The 17,297-nt window shown below is 71.9% G+C and carries 17 protein-coding genes; 1 reads left to right on the forward strand and 16 read right to left on the reverse strand.

What is annotated here, in order from left to right; genetic code table 11:
- The 16 genes from ACIBA9_RS18320 to ACIBA9_RS18395 all read right to left on the reverse strand — a co-directional run.
- The coding region (locus ACIBA9_RS18320; protein WP_399364131.1) for a flavodoxin-dependent (E)-4-hydroxy-3-methylbut-2-enyl-diphosphate synthase at positions 1 to 209 on the reverse strand (209 nt) is incomplete at its 3' end.
- 4 nt (positions 210 to 213) lie between these two features.
- Positions 214 to 1,236 carry an adenosyl-hopene transferase HpnH gene (hpnH, locus tag ACIBA9_RS18325; RefSeq protein ID WP_362162788.1) on the reverse strand — a complete coding sequence of 341 codons (1,023 nt, stop codon included), beginning with the start codon at positions 1,234 to 1,236 and terminating at the stop codon, positions 214 to 216.
- Between the two features lie 5 nt (positions 1,237 to 1,241).
- Entirely contained in the window at positions 1,242 to 1,883 is a 642-nt protein-coding gene (locus ACIBA9_RS18330) for a 1-hydroxy-2-methyl-2-butenyl 4-diphosphate reductase (RefSeq protein ID WP_399364134.1), read from the reverse strand.
- A gap of 1 nt (position 1,884) precedes the next feature.
- Positions 1,885 to 3,921, reverse strand: coding sequence for a squalene--hopene cyclase (shc, locus tag ACIBA9_RS18335; protein WP_399364136.1), 2,037 nt, complete (start codon positions 3,919 to 3,921; stop codon positions 1,885 to 1,887).
- 148 nt (positions 3,922 to 4,069) lie between these two features.
- On the reverse strand, positions 4,070 to 5,203 hold the full coding sequence (locus ACIBA9_RS18340) for a polyprenyl synthetase family protein (protein WP_362162782.1): 1,134 nt from the start codon (positions 5,201 to 5,203) through the stop codon (positions 4,070 to 4,072).
- On the reverse strand, positions 5,203 to 6,630 hold the full coding sequence (gene hpnE, locus ACIBA9_RS18345) for a hydroxysqualene dehydroxylase HpnE (protein ID WP_399364138.1): 1,428 nt from the start codon (positions 6,628 to 6,630) through the stop codon (positions 5,203 to 5,205). The genes ACIBA9_RS18340 and hpnE overlap by 1 nt, the downstream gene beginning before the upstream one ends.
- Positions 6,627 to 6,755, reverse strand: coding sequence for a DUF6380 family protein (locus tag ACIBA9_RS18350; RefSeq protein ID WP_362162778.1), 129 nt, complete (start codon positions 6,753 to 6,755; stop codon positions 6,627 to 6,629). The genes hpnE and ACIBA9_RS18350 overlap by 4 nt, the downstream gene beginning before the upstream one ends.
- The gene (gene hpnD, locus ACIBA9_RS18355; RefSeq protein WP_399364140.1) at positions 6,755 to 7,705 is read right to left on the reverse strand and encodes a presqualene diphosphate synthase HpnD; all 951 of its coding nucleotides are present in this window, start codon (positions 7,703 to 7,705) and stop codon (positions 6,755 to 6,757) included. The genes ACIBA9_RS18350 and hpnD overlap by 1 nt, the downstream gene beginning before the upstream one ends.
- Entirely contained in the window at positions 7,702 to 8,595 is an 894-nt protein-coding gene (gene hpnC, locus ACIBA9_RS18360; protein WP_399364142.1) for a squalene synthase HpnC, read from the reverse strand. Before hpnC ends, hpnD begins: the two co-directional genes overlap by 4 nt.
- A gap of 361 nt (positions 8,596 to 8,956) precedes the next feature.
- A complete protein-coding gene (locus tag ACIBA9_RS18365; RefSeq protein WP_362162772.1) occupies positions 8,957 to 9,736 on the reverse strand; it encodes an ABC transporter ATP-binding protein in 780 nt (259 codons plus the stop codon).
- The gene (locus ACIBA9_RS18370; RefSeq protein WP_399364145.1) at positions 9,729 to 10,658 is read right to left on the reverse strand and encodes an ABC transporter permease; all 930 of its coding nucleotides are present in this window, start codon (positions 10,656 to 10,658) and stop codon (positions 9,729 to 9,731) included. Before ACIBA9_RS18370 ends, ACIBA9_RS18365 begins: the two co-directional genes overlap by 8 nt.
- A 114-nt stretch (positions 10,659 to 10,772) precedes the next feature.
- Positions 10,773 to 11,657 (reverse strand): glycosyltransferase, encoded by an 885-nt coding sequence (locus tag ACIBA9_RS18375; protein ID WP_362162768.1) that lies wholly within the window; start codon positions 11,655 to 11,657, stop codon positions 10,773 to 10,775.
- Positions 11,654 to 12,433: a CDP-alcohol phosphatidyltransferase family protein gene (locus ACIBA9_RS18380; protein ID WP_362162766.1), complete on the reverse strand. Its 780-nt coding sequence runs from the start codon at positions 12,431 to 12,433 to the stop codon at positions 11,654 to 11,656. Before ACIBA9_RS18380 ends, ACIBA9_RS18375 begins: the two co-directional genes overlap by 4 nt.
- Positions 12,411 to 13,472 (reverse strand): iron-containing alcohol dehydrogenase family protein, encoded by a 1,062-nt coding sequence (locus ACIBA9_RS18385; protein ID WP_399364147.1) that lies wholly within the window; start codon positions 13,470 to 13,472, stop codon positions 12,411 to 12,413. Before ACIBA9_RS18385 ends, ACIBA9_RS18380 begins: the two co-directional genes overlap by 23 nt.
- Positions 13,460 to 14,212, reverse strand: a complete 753-nt coding sequence (locus ACIBA9_RS18390; RefSeq protein ID WP_399364149.1) for a sugar phosphate nucleotidyltransferase — start codon at positions 14,210 to 14,212, stop codon at positions 13,460 to 13,462. Before ACIBA9_RS18390 ends, ACIBA9_RS18385 begins: the two co-directional genes overlap by 13 nt.
- Positions 14,209 to 16,008, reverse strand: coding sequence for a DUF5941 domain-containing protein (locus tag ACIBA9_RS18395; protein WP_399364151.1), 1,800 nt, complete (start codon positions 16,006 to 16,008; stop codon positions 14,209 to 14,211). Before ACIBA9_RS18395 ends, ACIBA9_RS18390 begins: the two co-directional genes overlap by 4 nt.
- Positions 16,009 to 16,275: 267 nt before the next feature.
- On the opposite strand from ACIBA9_RS18395, the gene galE reads away from it, so the two are divergent.
- On the forward strand, positions 16,276 to 17,247 hold the full coding sequence (gene galE / locus ACIBA9_RS18400) for a UDP-glucose 4-epimerase GalE (protein WP_399364153.1): 972 nt from the start codon (positions 16,276 to 16,278) through the stop codon (positions 17,245 to 17,247).
- The last annotated feature ends 50 nt before the right edge of the window (positions 17,248 to 17,297 follow it).

Raw genomic sequence — 17,297 nt, forward strand, 5'->3', positions numbered from 1 at the left:
CGGACGATCTGGCAGCCGGACGCCGTCAGCTCGGCGATCTGCTGGAGGGTCGCGCCGATGTCGGACGTACGGGTCGTCGTCATCGACTGCACCGACACCGGGGCCCCGCCCCCGACCGCCACCGGCCCGACCTGGATCCGCCGCGACCGGCGGCGCGGCGCGACGGGGCGGGCCGGCACCTCGGGAAGCCCCAGGGAAACGGCGGTCATCGCCTCACTCCCGGTTCCCGGTGACGGTCTCGCGCATGGCCCGCAGCGACTCCTTCAGGGAGCCCATGGTGGCGAGGACGGCGGTGGGCTCGTAACCGCAGTGCGCCATGCAGTTCGCGCAGCGCGGGTCCTTGCCCCGGCCGTACTTGTCCCAGTCGGTCTCCTCCACCAGCTCCCGGTACGTCGGCACGTACCCGTCGCTCATCAGATAGCAGGGGCGCTGCCAGCCGAAGAGCGAGTAGTTCGGGATCGCCCACGCCGTGCACGGGAAGTCGACCTTGCCCTCCAGGAAGTCCAGGAAGAGCGGGGAGTGGTTGAGCCGCCACTTCTTGCGGTTGCCGCCCGCGAAGGCCTTCTTGAACAGCTCGCGGGTCTGTTCGACGCCCAGGAAGTGCTCCTGGTCGGGTGCCTTCTCGTAGGCGTAGGCGGGCGAGATCATCATCTCGTCGACCTTGAGGTCGTCGTTGAGGTAGTTGAGCACCTCGACGACGGTCTGCGGGGTGTCGGTGTTGAAGAAGGTGGAGTTGGTCGTCACCCGGAAGCCCCGGCGTTTGGCCTCCTTGATGGCCTCCACCGCCTCGTCGAACACGCCCTCCTTCGCCACGGACTCGTCGTGCCGCTCGCGCAGCCCGTCGATGTGCACCGCGAAGGCGAAGTACGGCGAGGGGGTGAACTTGTCCATCTTCTTGCGCAGCAGCATGGCGTTGGTGCACAGGAAGACGTACTTCCGCTTCGCCACCAACTGCCGCACGATCTCGTCGATCTGGGGATGCATCAGGGGTTCGCCGCCGGCGATGGAGACCATCGGCGCGCCGGACTCCAGTACCGCGCCCACGGCCTGGGCGACCGGCATGCGCTGCTTGAGCACACCGGCGGGGTGCTGGATCTTGCCGCAGCCCTCGCACTTGAGGTTGCAGGCGAACAGTGGCTCAAGCTCGACGATGAGCGGGAACTTGTCCCGCTTGCGGAGCTTCTGTTCGGCCAGGTATGTAGCGACCTTGATGGATTGACGCAACGGCATGGCCATCTGGCTCACCTCCGAGGGAGCGACAAAGAACGGTGCCATTCGAAAAAAGCGGGAAGAACGGACCGGAGAACGCGGAAGGCCGTCATGCCGCCGCGCACTGTGCCGATCCGGACGAGTTCGTGTTCAGGGGCGTCCACGACCACCCGTACGGCCGCCACCGGGCGCCCGCCCGCGCGGTCGGCGGCCAGGAGCGTGGCCGCGGACTCCATGTCGACCGCGATCGCGCCGGTCGCGCCCAGGGCGGACCGTTCGGTGCCACGGACCACGTGGTCGGAGCCGGTGAGCGGACCGGTGTGGACCGTGCGCCCGGGCAGCAGGCGCGCGAGTTCCTTGACCAGCAGCTCGCTGCCCACGCACGGGACGGTCCCGCGCGGGTCCCGGGTCTCCTCGGCGACGACGAGGTCACCGGGGTGCATGCCGGGGACGAGTCCGGCGCAGAAGCCGGTGGCCAGCACGGCGGCCCCGGCCAGGGCGGGAACCGCCAGCCGGGCGGTGAGGCAGCGTTCCGCCGCCCTCGGGCCCATGCCCGTACGGACGACGGTGTACGGCCCGCCGGCACCGCCGCGGTCGCCGGTGCGCAGGGCGAGGTGCTCGATGCCGAGCGCGCAGGCGATCAGCAGCGGGGCCGAAGCGGGCTGGGTGGTCACATCAGGCTCCCTCGGCCCGCGAGGTCGCCTTCTCGGTCCGGGTGAGCAGCTTGCGCTCGAAGGGGTCGCCGTGCAGATACCGGCCGAGCGCGGTGAGCGGGAACACCTGCCGGTAGAGGTGGTAGTTGATGGAGAAGTCCCAGGGGAAGCCGGTGCCGGTGAAGTACGGCTCGTCCCAGGTGCCGTCCGGGCGCTGGGTCTCGGCCAGCCAGCGAACCCCGCGCTCGACGACCTTGGAGCCCGTCTCCCCCGCCGCGAGCAGCGCCATCAGCGCCCAGGCGGTCTGCGAGGCGGTGGAGGCGCCGCGACCGCTCCATTGCCCGGCGTCCCGGTAGGAGCGCAGATCCTCGCCCCAGCCGCCGTCGTCGTTCTGGACGCTCTCCAGCCAGCTCACCGCCCGCCGGATCGCCGGGTGGGAGCCGGGCAGGCCGGCCGCGGTGAGCGCGGGCACCACCGAGCCGGTGCCGTAGATGTAGTTGACGCCCCAGCGGCCGAACCACGAGCCGTCGGGCTCCTGTTCGGCCAGCAGCCACTCGATGCCGCGGCGGGTGCGCGGGTCGTTGGCGAGGCCCTCGGCGGCGAGCATCTCGACCACGTGCGCGGTGACGTCCGCGGACGGCGGGTCGATCACCTCGCCGAAGTCGCAGAAGGGCAGCCGGTTGGGGAACGGGCTGGTGTTGTCGACGTCGAAGGCCCCCCAGGCGCCGTTCTTCGACTGCATCCCGAGGTTCCAGCGCACCGCCCGCCCGATGGAGCGGTCCACGCGCTCGGGGTCGTGATGCCTGACCCGGCGCAGCGCGAGGGCGACCTCGGCGGTGTCGTCGATGTCCGGGTAGTTGTCGTTGTGGAACTCGAACGCCCAGCCGCCGGGCGGCAGATGGGGCCGCTTCACCGCCCAGTCGCCGGGACGGACGATCTCCTCGCCGAGCATCCAGTCGGCCGCTCTGACCAGTTGAGGATGGTCGACGGGCAGGCCCGCGTCGACCAGCGCGATGGTGGCGAGGCAGGTGTCCCACACCGGGGACTGGCAGGCCTCGATCATCCGGGCGCCGTCCTCGCGCCAGATGGCGAAACGGTCCAGCGAGGCGAGGCCCTCGCGCATGACGGGGTGCTGGAGATCGTAGCCGAGCAGGTGCAGGGCGATGATCGAGTACACGGCCGGGGGCTGGATGCCGCCCCAGCAGCCGTCGTTCTCCTGCCGCTCGATGATCCAGCGGGCGGCGGCGTTCATCGCGGCCTTGCGCAGTCGGCGGGGCGCGACCTTGCGCAGCTGGTGCAGCGCCTTGTCCAGTCGCTGGAAGGCGCCGTCCCAACTGGCCACCGGGGCGAGCGGTTTGGGCGGGTTGGGCTGGGCCGGGTCGGTGTGCAGCTCGTCCAGCGCGAAGGGCGCCGGGCGGACCGGGCGCTTGGCCGACACGATGGTGAGCGGCACGATGGTCTGCCGGGCCCAGCAACCGAAGTCGTAGATGTTCAGCGGCATCCAGGTCGGGAACCAGATGAGTTCCGGCGGCAGTTCGGGCAGGTCCTCCCACTTCCACCAGCCGAACAGGGCGAGCCAGATCCGGGTGAAGACCCGTGCCGCGGCGATGCCCCCGCGTTCGCGGACCCAGGCCGACGCCCGTGCCATGTGCGGGGCGTCGGGGGCGTCGCCGGCCAGGCGCAGGGCGACGTACGCCTCGATGGTGGCGGACAGGTCACCCGGTCCGCCGTAGAAGGTGGCCCAGGTGCCGTCCTCGCGCTGCTCGCCGCGGACGAACCGGGCGGCGGCCTCGGCGGTCGCCTCGTCGAGGATGCCCAGGAACTGACGGAGCAGCAGGTCCTCGGCGTCCATGGTGACGTTGGTCTCCAGGTCGCCCTTCCACCAGCCCTGCGCGTCCTGCCGGGCCAGCAGGAAGTCGGTGGCGCGTCTCGCCGCGTGGGCGGCGGCTTCTTGTACCCCGGCCGCCTCGGGGGTGGTGAGGGTGGTGTCGGTGTCGCTGGCCGCGGCAGCCCTGGACGGCAAGGTCGCCCCGGTGCTTCCGTCGGTCGTCGCTGTCATGGCTTCCCCTTCGTGCAGTCGTGCGAGTCGTGCTGCTGTGGGTCCGCCGTCGGCCGGTGTCCTGTGTCCCGGAGCCCCTCGGATGGAACCGAGGGCGCGGAGCGGACACCGGCCGGCGACTACGCGAGGTTCGTTGGGCCGATAGTGATCATCTCTTCCGTACGACGACGAAGTCGGCGAGTGCCGTGAAGGAGGCCCGCACCCGGTCGGGCATGTCGACGGTGTCGAGTGCTTCGAGGGCGACGGTGTACTGACGACGCGCCTCCTCCGCCGTCCACTCGCGTCCGCCGGCCTCCTCGATGAGGGCGGCGCGGGCCGCGAACTCCTCCTCGGAGAAGTTCTCGAAGTCGCTGCTCTTGGCGTCGGCGGCGAGGATCTCCGCGAGCTGCTCGGAGGCGGGGCCGCCGGCCGCGAGGGCGGCGACCACCGGCAGGGACTTCTTGCGCTGGCGCAGGTCGCTCCAGGTCTGCTTGCCGGTGGCCTCCGGGTCGCCCCAGATGCCGAGGAGGTCGTCGACGGCCTGGAAGGACAGGCCGAGGTGGTGGCCGTATCGTTCCAGCGCGTCGGCGGTGGCGTCGTCCGCGCCGCCGAGGACGGCGCCGATGGAGGAGGCGCAGGCGAGCAGAGCGCCGGTCTTGTTGCCCTCCATCTCCAGGCACTCCTCGACGCTGACACGGTCGCGGTGCTCGTAGGAGATGTCCTGCGCCTGGCCGTCGATCAGGGCGCGGGTGGCGACGGTCAGCCGGCGGGTGGCGCGGCCGGCCTCGACGGTGCCCAGCTCCAGCAGGACCTCGCCCGCGAGGGCGAACAGGGCGTCACCGACCAGGATGGCCTGGGCGGGCCCGTGCACCTTCCAGACGGTGTCGCGGTGCCGCCGCTGCTCGTCGCCGTCCATCAGGTCGTCGTGCAGCAGGGAGAAGTTGTGGACGAGTTCGACGGCGACCGCGCCGGGGATGCCGGTCTCGGGAGCGGCGCCGGTGACCTCGGCGGAGAGCAGGGCGAGCGCGGGGCGCACGGCCTTGCCGCCGTCGGCGTCGGCGGGGTTGCCCGCGGCGTCGATCCAGCCGAAGTGGTAGGCGGCGACGGTGTCCATGGGAGGCGCCAGGCGGTCGACGGCCGCACGCAGGACCGGTGTGGCCAGGGTCCGGCCGCGCTCCAGCAGCGCGGTCACCTCCACCGCGGCCCGTGGAGCGGGCGTCGAGGCCGGGGGCACAGTGGGCACAGTCTCTCCTCTTGTTGCGGTACCGGGGGTGCGGGGACCTGCCACGCGCTGATCCGGCATCAGGCCGCCTCCTCGAACGCGAAGAGTCGGCTCGGGCGGGGCCGGCCCAGGGCGTTCAGCACGGCGTCGGCCGCGCTCACCCCGCTGCGGACCGCACCCTCCATGGTCGCGGGCCACCCGGTGGCGGTCCACGCTCCGGCCAGGTACAGGCCGGGGGCCTCGGTGCGGGCGCCGGGCCGCAGCCGCCCGACGCCGGGGGTGGGGGCGAACGTTGCGGTGCGCTCCCGGGTCACGAAGAAGTCCCGCACTTCGGCCGCGCGGGTGGCCGGGATGAGCCGTTCCAGCTCGGCCAGATAGCGCTCACGAAGGTCGGCGACCGGCGTGTCGATCTCCTCTTGCGCGGCCGACTGGGACAGTGCGAGGTACTGGCCCTCCCGCAGTCCGGAGGCGTCGGTGCGGTCGAAGACCCACTGCACGGGCGTGCCGAGGGCCGCGAAGAAGGGCTTAGCGAGCACCTTGCGGTCGTAGACGACGTGGATGTTGAGGATCGGCGCGGTACCGATCTCCAGCAGTCGTCCGGGTTCCCGCAGGGCGCCGGGCGGCAGCAGGTCGTGGGTCTCGCGCTGGGGTACGGCGAGGACGACCGCGTCGGTGTGGAGTCGTTCACCGGGAACCTGAACGCTCCAGCCCCCGTTCTCGTTGTGGAGGACGGAGGTGACGCGTGTACGGACCTCGGTACGCACGCCCGCGGAGTCGAGCGCCTTGCGGGCCAGCCGGTCGTGCAGTTCGCCCAGCGGGACGCGGGCCCAGCCGATGTCGGCCGCGCCCGGGTCGGACAGCAGACCGGTCTTGAACACCATCGCGGCGAGCCCCAGCGAGGCGTCGCCCGCGACCGCGTTGAGGGTGGCGACCCCGACCAGGTCCCAGAGGGCCTCGATGGCGCGCGCGGACTGGCCGTGTGCGGCCAGCCAGCTGCCGAAGTCCTGTGTGTCCAGGGCCGGATCGGCGAGGTCGAGCCCCCTGAGCGCGAGCGCGGCCCGCCCGACGGCGGCTCGCTCGGCGAGCGAGAGGTGCGGATAGCGGGCCAGGCCGCGTGCCAGGTGAAGGGGGACGGGCAGCGGGTCGCGCCGCAGCCGGCCGAGCCGTCGGCCCTCGGGCTTGGCGACGTCGACGACGGGCACGTCCAGGCGGTCCTGCAGCGGTGCCAGCGCCGCGCCCTCGATCCGGTCGAGGAACCAGCGGTAGGCGGTGCAGCAGCGCAAGTACACGTGCTGGCCGTTGTCGACGGTCAGTTCGCCGCGCTGGAAGGAGAAGGCGAGGCCGCCCAGCCTGGGCCTGCCTTCGAGCAGCGTCACCCGGACGCCGGCGTCGGCGAGGGCGAGGGCCGCGGTGATGCCGGCGAGTCCGCCGCCGACCACCACGGCGCTGCGGCCCGCGGGCCGCGGGGTGCCAGCGTTCGCCCCCGGGGGGCGTGAGCCGTCGCTCATCGTGCGTCCTTCCGTGCGTGCCGAACGTGCTGGTTGAACGGTGCACGCCCGGCCGTCGCAGTCAGGGACGCCACGCCGCAGCGAAGGGTTGCCTGCCGTGTGCCGGCCGGTTCGGACGGGTGCATCAGACGCGCCTCCTGACGGACCGCCGGGAGACGTGCCGGGTGTCGAGGCCGGACAGGCCGCGCACGGCGACGTACGCCTTCTCGTGTCCGGGCAGTGAGACCCGGCCGCGCAGCACGGCCTCCGGGTCGCGCTCGATGCGGTCCAGCAGCCGGCGGTAGATGCCGGCCATGGCGGCCACGCAGGCGCCGCTGCGCCGGTCGAGCATCGGCAGCAGCCGGTAGCCCTCGGCGAAGAGGGCGCGGGCCCGCCGTACCTCGAAGTGCACCAGGCCCGCGAAGTCGGAGCCCTGGGGCGGAGTCGGCCCGTCGAACCCGGACGAGCAGCCGAACTTGGCGAGGTCGTCGGCGGGCAGGTAGGTACGGCCGCCCTCGGCGTCCTCGCGGACGTCGCGCAGGATGTTGGTGAGTTGCAGCGCGAGACCGAGCGTGTCGGCGTACTCGGACGCGCGTTCGGCGCCGCGCGCCCCCGGTTCGGTGCCGAACACGCCGAGCGAGAGGCGGCCGATGGCCCCGGCGACACACCGGCAGTAGACCTTCAGGTCGTCCCAGGTCTCGTAGGCCTCCCCGCGCACGTCCATCTGGACGCCGTCGATCAGTTCGTCCAGCCCTTCGAGCGGGATCGGGAAGACGCGGGCGGCGTGGGTGAGGGCGACGGCCACCGGGTCGGTGTCGTCCTCCTCGACGCCGCCCTCCCGGATCCGGGCGAGCAGCGCCCGGGTGTCCGCCAGCCGTGCCGCCTTGAGCTCGTCGGCCAGGTCACCGTCGCCGATGTCGTCCACGCGCCGGGAGAACGCGTACAGCGCCGACATGGCGCGGCGCTTGGACGTCGGCAGCAGCCGGATGCCGTACGCGAAGTTACGGGCCTGCTGCCCGGTGACGGCCTCGCAGTAGCTGTAGGCGGCGAGTACCGGTGCGGACACGTGCGGCGGAGAATCCACGGTCCGGATCACCCCTCTCCTCGCAGGATCACGCCCGCCTCACGCAGCAACTGGACCTTGCCGGGTTTGGGCGGGCCGGGAAGTACGTCGTATTCGGCGGCGGCGATCGCCCGGATCGCCGCCCTCCCCCCCGCCACGAACCCCGCGAGCAGCAGCTTCAACCTGCCGTGGACGCTACCCACCAGGGGGGCGCCTTCATTCAGCAGATCGCCGGCGCGTTGTGCCTCGTATGCAACCAGGGCGCGCACCGATGCGCCCGCGGTTTTCCGGGCGAGATCCGTTTCCCGCACGTGGAAGCGCTTCATGTCCTCGGCGGGCAGGTAGACGCGGTCGCGGCGGAGGTCCTCGGCGACGTCCTGGAGGTGTTCCACGATCTGCAGGGCCGTGCAGATCGCGTCGGACAGCCGGATCCGCTCGGGGGTGGAGGTTCCGGTGACGCCGAGGACGAGCCGGCCGACGGGGTTGGCCGAGAGTTCGCAGTAGGCGAGGAGGTCGTCGTAGGTCTCGTAGCGGGTGACGAGCTGGTCCTGGCGGTTGGCGGCGATCAGGCCGAGGAAGGGCTCGGGGGTGAGGCCGCGGCGGCGGACGGTGGGCCGCAGACGGCGCAGCAGCGGGTGGCGCGGGGTGCCGTCGAACACGCGGCGCAGGTCGGTCTCGAAGGCGTCGAGGAGGACCAGTCGGTCTTCGGCCTCGGTGGCCGACACGCCGAGCACGCGGGCGTCGGCGCCGCCGGGGGCGAGGTCGCCGTCGCCGATGTCGTCGACCAGGCGGGCGAATCCGTAGACGGCCATGAGGTCGTCGCGCCAGTCCTTGGGCAGGAAGAAGGGGGCCACGGGGAAGTTCTCGCTCGCGGCCTTGTCCAGTGTGGCGCGTTCCAGGTCCGGCGCTTCGGCGGCCGTCATCGGGCGCTGCCCGGGGCGGGGACGGCACATGCTGCGTTGAGCTGGGGAGTTTCCGTAGCCATTGCCGTCACATCTCCCGTTCTACACTGCCGACCCAATACACACTATTTCGGACACGCCGCCCGGCAATACGAGGGGCCGCCCCGTCCGAGGGTGTCGCGCATTATCGCCCCACTTGCCGCTTTCCGGCACCGGTACAGCTTACGTTGTACAACGCAGCAAGGATCGTCGGGGTGTCCCGCACATCACAACAACACACCGATTGGCTCCAAGATTCCTTGGAGAGACCGGAGTTGACGCTTCCTTTGCGGACGCGGGGCCCCGCCGGACGGTTTCCGGCGGGGCCCTGGCGCGAAATGGGCTACTTGCCCGTGAACTTCTCGTATTCCTTCAGGACCTCTTCGGTCGGTCCGTCCATACGCAACTCGCCGCGTTCCAGCCACAGCACACGGTTGCAGGTGTCGCGGATCGACTTGTTGTTGTGACTGACCAGAAAAACCGTTCCCGCCTCCTTGCGCAGTTCCCTGATGCGCTCCTCGGAGCGCTTCTGGAAGGAGCGGTCACCGGTGGCCAGCGCCTCGTCGATCATGAGGACGTCGTGATCCTTGGCCGCGGCGATGGAGAACCGCAGGCGCGCCGCCATACCGGAGGAGTAGGTGCGCATCGGCAGGGTGATGAAATCGCCCTTCTCGTTGATGCCGGAGAAGTCGACGATGGCCTGGTAGCGCTCCTTGACCTGTTCCCGGGACATCCCCATGGCGAGTCCGCCGAGGATGACGTTGCGCTCACCGGTGAGGTCGTTCATCAGGGCCGCGTTGACACCGAGCAGGGAGGGCTGGCCGTCGGTGTAGACCTTGCCCTTCTCGGCGGGCAGCAGCCCGGCGATGGCGCGCAGCAGGGTGGACTTGCCGGAGCCGTTGGAGCCGATGAGGCCGATCGCCTCGCCGCGGTAGGCCACGAAGGAGACACCGCGCACGGCGTGCACCTTGCGCACCCCGCGCTCCTCGCCCCGCTTCAGGATCCGGCTGAGGGCGGCCGTCGCGCTGCCCTTGCCCGTCTTGGCGCCGTTGACCCGGTAGACGATGTGGAGATCGTCCGCGATGACCGTCGGGCGGCGGTCCTGGTTGCTCTGCTCAGCCACGGCCGTACCGCTCCTCCGCCTTCCAGAAGTACACGAAGCCGCCGGCGAAGACGGCGACCGCCCAGAAGAGGGCGATGGCCCACACGTGCGGCGGCAGGTTCGAGGCGCCGTATCCGTCGATCAGCGCGAACCGCATCAGGTCCATGTAGACCGCGGCCGGGTTGACCTGGAGCGCCCGGACGATCCACTCGGGACGCCCTTCCAGCATCTTGCCGATCGAGAACATGACCCCGGAGGCGTACATCCACGTGCGCAGGATGAACGGCATCAGCTGCGCCAGGTCCGGCGTCTTGGCGCCCATGCGCGCCAGGATCAGCGCGAGCCCGGTGTTGAACAGGAACTGCAGCGCCAGCACCGGAAGGATCAGCAGCCAGGAGGCGCTCGGGTAGCTGCCGAACCCGATCACCACCAGGAACAGCACGACCATCGAGAACAGCAGCTGCTGGAGCTGCTGCAGCGAGAAGGAGACGGGCAGCGAGGCGCGCGGGAAGTGCAGGGCGCGCACCAGTCCGAGGTTGCCGGAGATCGCGCGGACACCCGACATGATCGAACTCTGCGTGAAGGTGAACACGAAGACGCCCGTGACCAGGAACGGGATGTACACGTCCTGGGACATACCCCGGCTGGCGTGCAGGATCAGCCCGAAGATGAAGTAGTAGACGGCCGCGTTCAGCAGCGGCGTGGCCACCTGCCAGAGCTGGCCCAGCTTGGCCTGGCTGTACTGCGCCGTCAGCTTCGCCTGGGAGAAGGCGAGGGTGAAGTGGCGCCGTCCCCACAGCTGCCGGACGTACTCCACGAGCGAGGGCCGGGCACCGCTCACGGAGAGCCCGTACCTGGCGGCGAGTTCGGCCGCCGTCAGTCTCTCGTCGGGCGACGGGGCGGTGGTCACCGCCACCGTGCCGTCGTGCGTGGTCTCACTCACAGGGGGAAACTCTCGTCTTCGGATCGTCTTCGGATTCGTCTGCCGCGCGGCCGCCGCGACGGCCGCGCGCGTGCGCGAGCTGTTCGACAGTCGCGACCTCTCGGGTCGAGCTTGTCAGATCACCGGAGGCCGGCCCAGTCGGGTGAGTCGCCACACGGTGCGCCACCGCATGGGCCGGCGGGGCCCGCACGGTGTCGCCCAGCCCTCCCTGAAGCCTCCGAACCACGCCCGCAGGGCCGGCCGGGAGGGGCGGCGCACCAGCGTGAGCAGCATCCATACCCCGAGGTAGACCGGGACCAGGAGGGCGGGCAGGTTGCGGCGGGCGAGCCAGACACGGTTGCGGGCGACCATGCGGTGGTAGACCGCGTGCCGCGAGGGAGCGGTCGTGGGGTGGTACAGCACCATGTCGGACCGGTAGTCGATCATCCAGCCCGCGTCGAGGGCCCGCCATGCCAGGTCGGTTTCCTCGTGGGCGTAGAAGAATGCGTCCGGAAGGCCGCCGACTTCCGCGAAGACGCGGGTGCGGACGGCGTTGGCGCCGCCGAGGAACGTGGTGACCCGGGAGGAGCGCATCGGGTCGGCGGCGCGCAGCCGCGGTACGTGCCGGCGCTGGGTCTCACCGGTCTCGGGGTCGGCGATGCGGAAGCTGATGATGCCGAGTTCCGGATCGGCCGCGAAGGCCTCGCGGCACAGCTCGGCGGTGTCGTGCCGGGCGAGCAGGCCGTCGTCGTCGAGGAACAGCAAGATGTCGACATCGCGGCCGCCGGGGCCGAAGGCCTCTATGCCCACGTTGCGACCACCGGGGATGCCCAGGTTCTCGGGCAGTTCCACGGTCCGCACGCCCTCGGGGACGTCCGGGACGGGCGAGCCGTTGCCGACGACGACCACCTCGACCCGGTCGCCGTCCTGCTTGGCGACGGAGTCGAGCAGGGCCCGCAGCTCCTCGGGCCGGTTGCCCATGGTGATGACGACGGCGCCGACGCGCGGGGCCGCGCTCATCGCAGCCTGCTGGAGGCGAGGATGGACACCAGGTGCAGCAGGGTCTGCAGCAGGGCGATGCCGGCGAGGACGGCGGTGCCGAGCCGGGTGAAGAACAGGTCGCCGCGCACCTGGTCCGCGATCGCGAGGACCACGATCAGCAGCGAGGCCTCGATGCCGAGGATGAGCCGGTGGAACTTGAGCGCGGCGGCGGCCCGGCGGGCCAGCGCCATACCGGAGGAGCGCGGCTCGGCGGCCGACTCCTGCACCGGCGGCTTGCCGGTCTGGTGGCGGGCGACGCCGACCAGGTCGGTCTCGGCCTTGATCAGGATGGCACCGAGCGCGGCGAGGGTACCGAGGAACGCCCACAGCCAGTCGACGCGGCCCCCGCCCCACAGGTCGGCGGCGCGCAGGCCGAGGCCGACCAGGACGGCGGCGTCGGTCAGATAGGCGCCGACCCGGTCCAGGTAGACCCCGGCCAGCGAGTACTGCTTGCGCCAGCGGGCGATCTCGCCGTCGACGCAGTCCAGCAGGAGGTACAGCTGGGTGGCGACCACCCCGAGCACGGCGCCCCAGATCCCCGGCACCAGCAGGGCCGGGGCCGCGAGCACGCCGCATATGGTCATCAGGTACGTGAGCTGGTTGGGCGTGACCTTGGTGTTCACCAGGTAGCGGTCGACGCGCAGGGACACCTCGCGCATGTAGAGGCGTCCCGCCCAGTGCTCACCGCTGCGCCGGTCCTTCACCCCCGCGGGGTGGACGACCGGACGGAGTTCAGCTACCGATGGCCTTGACATAGTCGGCGTAGATGTCCTTGATCTGGTTCGTCTTGAGGTCGAGGTGTTCGAGGATCGTGTAGCGGCCGGGCCTGGTCTCCGGGGCGAACTCCACGGCGCGGACGAACTCGTCCACGCTGAAGCCGATCTCCTCCGGCAGCACCGGGAGCCCGTGCCGGCGCAGCACCTCGGCCGTGTGGGCCGACTCCTCGTGCGCTCCGCGCAGATACATCGCGAAGGCCGCGCCGAGTCCGCACTGCTCGCCATGGGCGGCCGCCCGCTTGGGGAAGAGCAGGTCGAAGGCGTGGTTGATCTCGTGGCAGGAGCCGGAGGAGGGGCGGGAGTCGCCGGACACCGACATCGCGATACCGCTGAGCACCAGCGCCTCGGCCAGCACCTGGAGGAAGTCGTTGTCGCCGATGCCGCCGGGGTGCCGGAGCACCGCCTCGCCGGCCTGCCGGGCCATGGCGGCGGCCAGACCGTCGATCTTCTCGCCGTTGACCCGGTTGGCCAGCTCCCAGTCCGCGATCGCGTTGATGTTGGAGATGGCGTCGCCGATACCGGCGCGTACGTAGCGGGCCGGGGCCTCGCGGATCACGTCCAGGTCGATGACGACGGCGATCGGGTTCGGCACGCCGTAGGAGCCGCGGCCCGCGTCGTTGTCGAGGGTCGCGACCGGTGAGCACAGGCCGTCGTGCGCGAGGTTCGTGGGCACGGCGACCAGGGGCAGGCCGACCCGGGCCGCGGCGAACTTGGCGCAGTCGATGATCTTGCCACCGCCGAGGCCCACGACCGCGTCGTAGCGGCCGGACTTCATCTCGCCGGCCAGCCGGACCGCGTCGTCCAGGGTGCCGCCGCCGACCTCGTACCAGGTCGCCCCCGGCAGCGAGGGCGCCAGGCGCTCGCGCAGCCGGGCGCCGGAGCCGCCGCTGACGGCGACGGCCAGCCGGCCCGAGTGCGAGACCCGCTCGTCGGCGAGGACGCCCGCCAGGTCGTCCAGGGCGCCCGCGCGGATGTCGACGACGACCGGCGTGGGGATCAGCCGGGTCAGTACTGGCATGCGATCTCCCGGCCGCGTGCGAGGTCGTCGTGGTTGTCGATCTCGACCCAGCTGACCTCGCCGATCGGCGCCACGTCCACCTTGAAGCCGCGGTTGACCAGCTCCTGGTAGCCGTCCTCGTAGTACAGCTGCGGGTCGCGCTCGAACGTCGTCCGCAGCGCGTCGCCCAGCTCCTCGGCCGCCTCGCCCTCGATCAGCGTGACGCCGATGTACTCGCCCGTCGCCTCGGCCGGGTCCATCAGCTTGGTGATCCGCTGGACGCCCTTGTCCGGGTCGACGACGACCTTCATCTCCTCGTCGGCGAGGGACTTCACGGTGTCCAGCGCCAGGATGATCCGCTTGCCCTCGCCGCGCGCGGCCAGCAGCGTCTTCTCCACCGACACCGGGTGCACGGTGTCACCGTTGGCGAGGATCACGCCGTCCTTCAGCGCGTCACGCCCGCACCACAGGGAGTAGGCGTTGTTCCACTCCTCGGCCTTGTCGTTGTCGATCAGCGTGAGCTTCACGCCGTACTTCTGCTCCAGGGCCGCCTTGCGCTCGTACACCGCCTCCTTGCGGTACCCGACGATGACCGCGACCTCGGTCAGGCCCACCTCGGCGAAGTTGCCCAGGGTGAGGTCCAGCACGGTGAGCGAGTCCTCCGCGCCCTCGGGACCCACCGGCACCAGAGCCTTGGGCAGAGTGTCGGTGTAGGGACGCAGACGCCGCCCGGCGCCGGCCGCCAGCACGAGGCCGATCATGCGGTTTCTCCTTCATCGTGTACGGCGGGTGCCCCAGCGGACACCCAGAAGCGGATGCTCTCTGCGAGCACCAGCGCGGCGACGGCCACGGCGAGAACCGTGAGCGCGACCTTGAACTGAGAAGCGGTGAGCAACGCGGCGAGGACGGCGATCAGCAGCGTCCGCCCCTCGTGCCCTCCGATGGCGCGCACCAGCCAGGCCGGGGGCGCTCCGGCGTTGCCGCGGATGCGGTACACCGTGTCGTAGTGATGGTAGGCGACGGCGGCCACCAGGCCGAAAGCCGCAGGAAGGGCACCGTTTACCCCGGCTTTGCCGGCCAGGGCGAGGACGGTGCCGTACTCGGCGGCCCGGAAGAAGGGCGGCACGAGCCAGTCGAGGGCGCCCTTGAGGGGGCGGGCGACGGCCAGGGCCGAGGTCAGGACGTACACCAGGGCGCCGATGACCGGCAGCACTCCGCCGAAGCCGGTCAGGGCCGAGCAGGCCACGACCGCGGCGCCGCCCAGCAGCGCCACCACGGGCACGGCCAGGCCGGGCAGGCCCCGGCCGGCGACGCGCCGGACCGCCTCGGCCAGCGGACCGGAGTCGGCGAGGTCGGCGAGGGCCTCGGCGGCCCGGTCGGTGCGCCGCGCCCTGCGGGTCAGCGACCGCAGCACCCGGCCCGCGGTGGTGTAGGTGGCGGCGAAGGCGCAGCCGACGAGCAGCGCGTAGAAGGTGATCCGCGGGGTCGTGACCGCGGTGAGGACCGCGATCATCGCCCAGCGCTCGCCGATCGGCAGCACGATCATGCGGCGCACCCAGACCGTCCAGCCGACGCTGTCGAGCTTGTCGGAGAGCGCGGCGGTGGGGCTGGTGTTGGCCGTGGCGTCGTGGTTGGCCTCGTTGAAGGAGAAGTCGACCACGTGCCGGCAGGTCTGCAGGATCATCGCGCCGAGCGCCAGGGCCCACACGTCGTCGCCGCCGCGGGCGGCGCCGAGGGCGAGGCCCGCGTAGTAGGCGTACTCCTTGGCGCGGTCGAAGGTGGCGTCCAGCCAGGCGCCGAGCGTGGAGTACTTCAGGGCGTAGCGGGCGAGCTGGCCGTCGGTGCAGTCCAGCACGAAGGAGGCGATCAGCAGCACGCCGGCCGCGACGAAGCCGCCGCGGGTGCCGGTGGCCGCGCAGCCGGCCGCGATCAGCGCGGTGAGTAGCGAGGCCGTGGTGACCTGGTTCGGGGTCAGGCCGCGGCGGGCGCACCAGCGGGCGAGGTAGCGCGAGTAGGGGCTGATGAAGAACGTGGTGAAGAACCCGTCGCGCCCCTTGACGGCCGACTTCAGGCGGACGGCCTCCTCGTCCACGGCGGCGGCGGACTGCCGGGCCTCGTTGCGGGCCTGGGGGTCGGCGGGGACGGCGGCGACCAGGCTGCCCAGCTCGGGCCGGTGCACGTCGTCGCCGTCGGCGTCCAGGGCGGTGACGACCCGGTCGGCCAGGCTGTCCACGGCCAGTGCCGTGCCGCCGCCCTCGGAGGTCTCCCGGGCCAGCGCGCGGGTCAGCGCCTGCCGGGCGGCCGGCTGGGCGGTGACGGCGCCGGGGACGGCGGCGAGCGGGAAGCGCGGGTCGGTCAGGCCGAGGCGCAGGGCGTGCAGATGGCCGACGAAGCGGGCGTCCACCAGGGCCACGCGGTCGGCGGCGGGGACGGCGGCGAGCAGGGTCTCGGTCGCGGTGGCGTCCGCCGCCATCCGGACGTCGAAGCCGAGCGAGCGCAGATCGTTCTCGAGCGACGATCCGGGGACCGGCAGGCCGGTGACGATGGCGGTCGGCAACCGAACTCACTCCCTGGGTGCCGGCGCGCGGGCACCGGTCTTCGTGCGTGGTGGGGCGCCCCTGCCTGCGGCACCCGGGCGGCATGTCGGCAGAGGCTATCGGATGGTTCGAGGGCGGTGTTCACCGCCCGTTCACGGGCCGGTCCACGACGGCTGCCCCGGCCTTTGCCGCGATCATCATCGGTGATCGCGGGCCCGGCGGACAAACCCGGGGAGCAGACCCGGGCAACCGGGACACCGCCGGGGCCGCGCATAGGGTGGACGACCATGACGTGGTTGATCACCGGCGGAGCCGGTTACATCGGGGCGCACGTGGCGCGGGCCATGGCGGGGGCCGGGGAGAGCGTCGTGGCGCTGGACGACCTGTCGGCCGCCGTGCCCGCCCGGCTGCCGGCCGGGATCCCGCTCGTCGAGGGCTCGACGCTGGACGGGGGCCTGCTGAAGCGGGTCCTCGCCGAGTACGGCGTGACGGGTGTGGTGCACCTCGCGGCGCGCAAGCAGGTCGCGGAGTCGGTGGCGCAGCCCATCCGCTACTACCGGGAGAACGTCGGCGGTCTGGGCACGCTGCTGGACGCGGTCGCCGAGGCGGGCGTCGGCCGGCTGGTGTTCTCCTCGTCGGCGGCCGTGTACGGCAACCCGGACGTGGACCTGATCACCGAGGACACCCCGTGCGCGCCGGTGAATCCCTACGGCGAGACGAAGCTGGCCGGGGAGTGGCTGGTGCGGGCGGCGGGCCGGGCGCACGGGATCTCGACGGTGTGCCTGCGCTACTTCAACGTCGCGGGCGCCGCCGGGCCGGAACTCGCGGACACCGGGGTGTTCAACATCGTGCCGATGGTCTTCGACCGGCTGACCCGTGACGAGGCCCCGCGGATCTTCGGCGACGACTATCCGACGCCGGACGGCACCTGCGTCCGGGACTACATCCACGTGGCCGACCTCGCCGAGGCACATCTGGCGGCGGCCCGGCGCCTGGCCGCGGGGGACCTGTCCGGGGATCTGACGCTGAACATCGGCCGGGGCGAGGGTGTCTCGGTGCGGGAGCTCATCGAGGTCGTCGGCGAGGTCACCGGGGACCGCAGGGCGCCCGTGGTGGAGGGGCGCCGCCCGGGTGACGCCCCGCGCGCGGTCGCCTCGGCAAAGCGGGCCGCCGAGGAGCTGGGCTGGCGGGCCCGGCGCGGGGTGCGGGAGATGGTCGACTCGGCGTGGCAGGGCTGGCGCGCGCACCACGGCGGGTAGCCCGGCGCCATGACGGGCAGGCGTCGGCAGGGCGCTGACCTGCGGATCGT

The sequence above is a fragment of the Streptomyces sp. NPDC051452 genome, from assembly GCF_044454765.1.
In the GTDB taxonomy this organism is placed as follows: domain Bacteria; phylum Actinomycetota; class Actinomycetes; order Streptomycetales; family Streptomycetaceae; genus Streptomyces.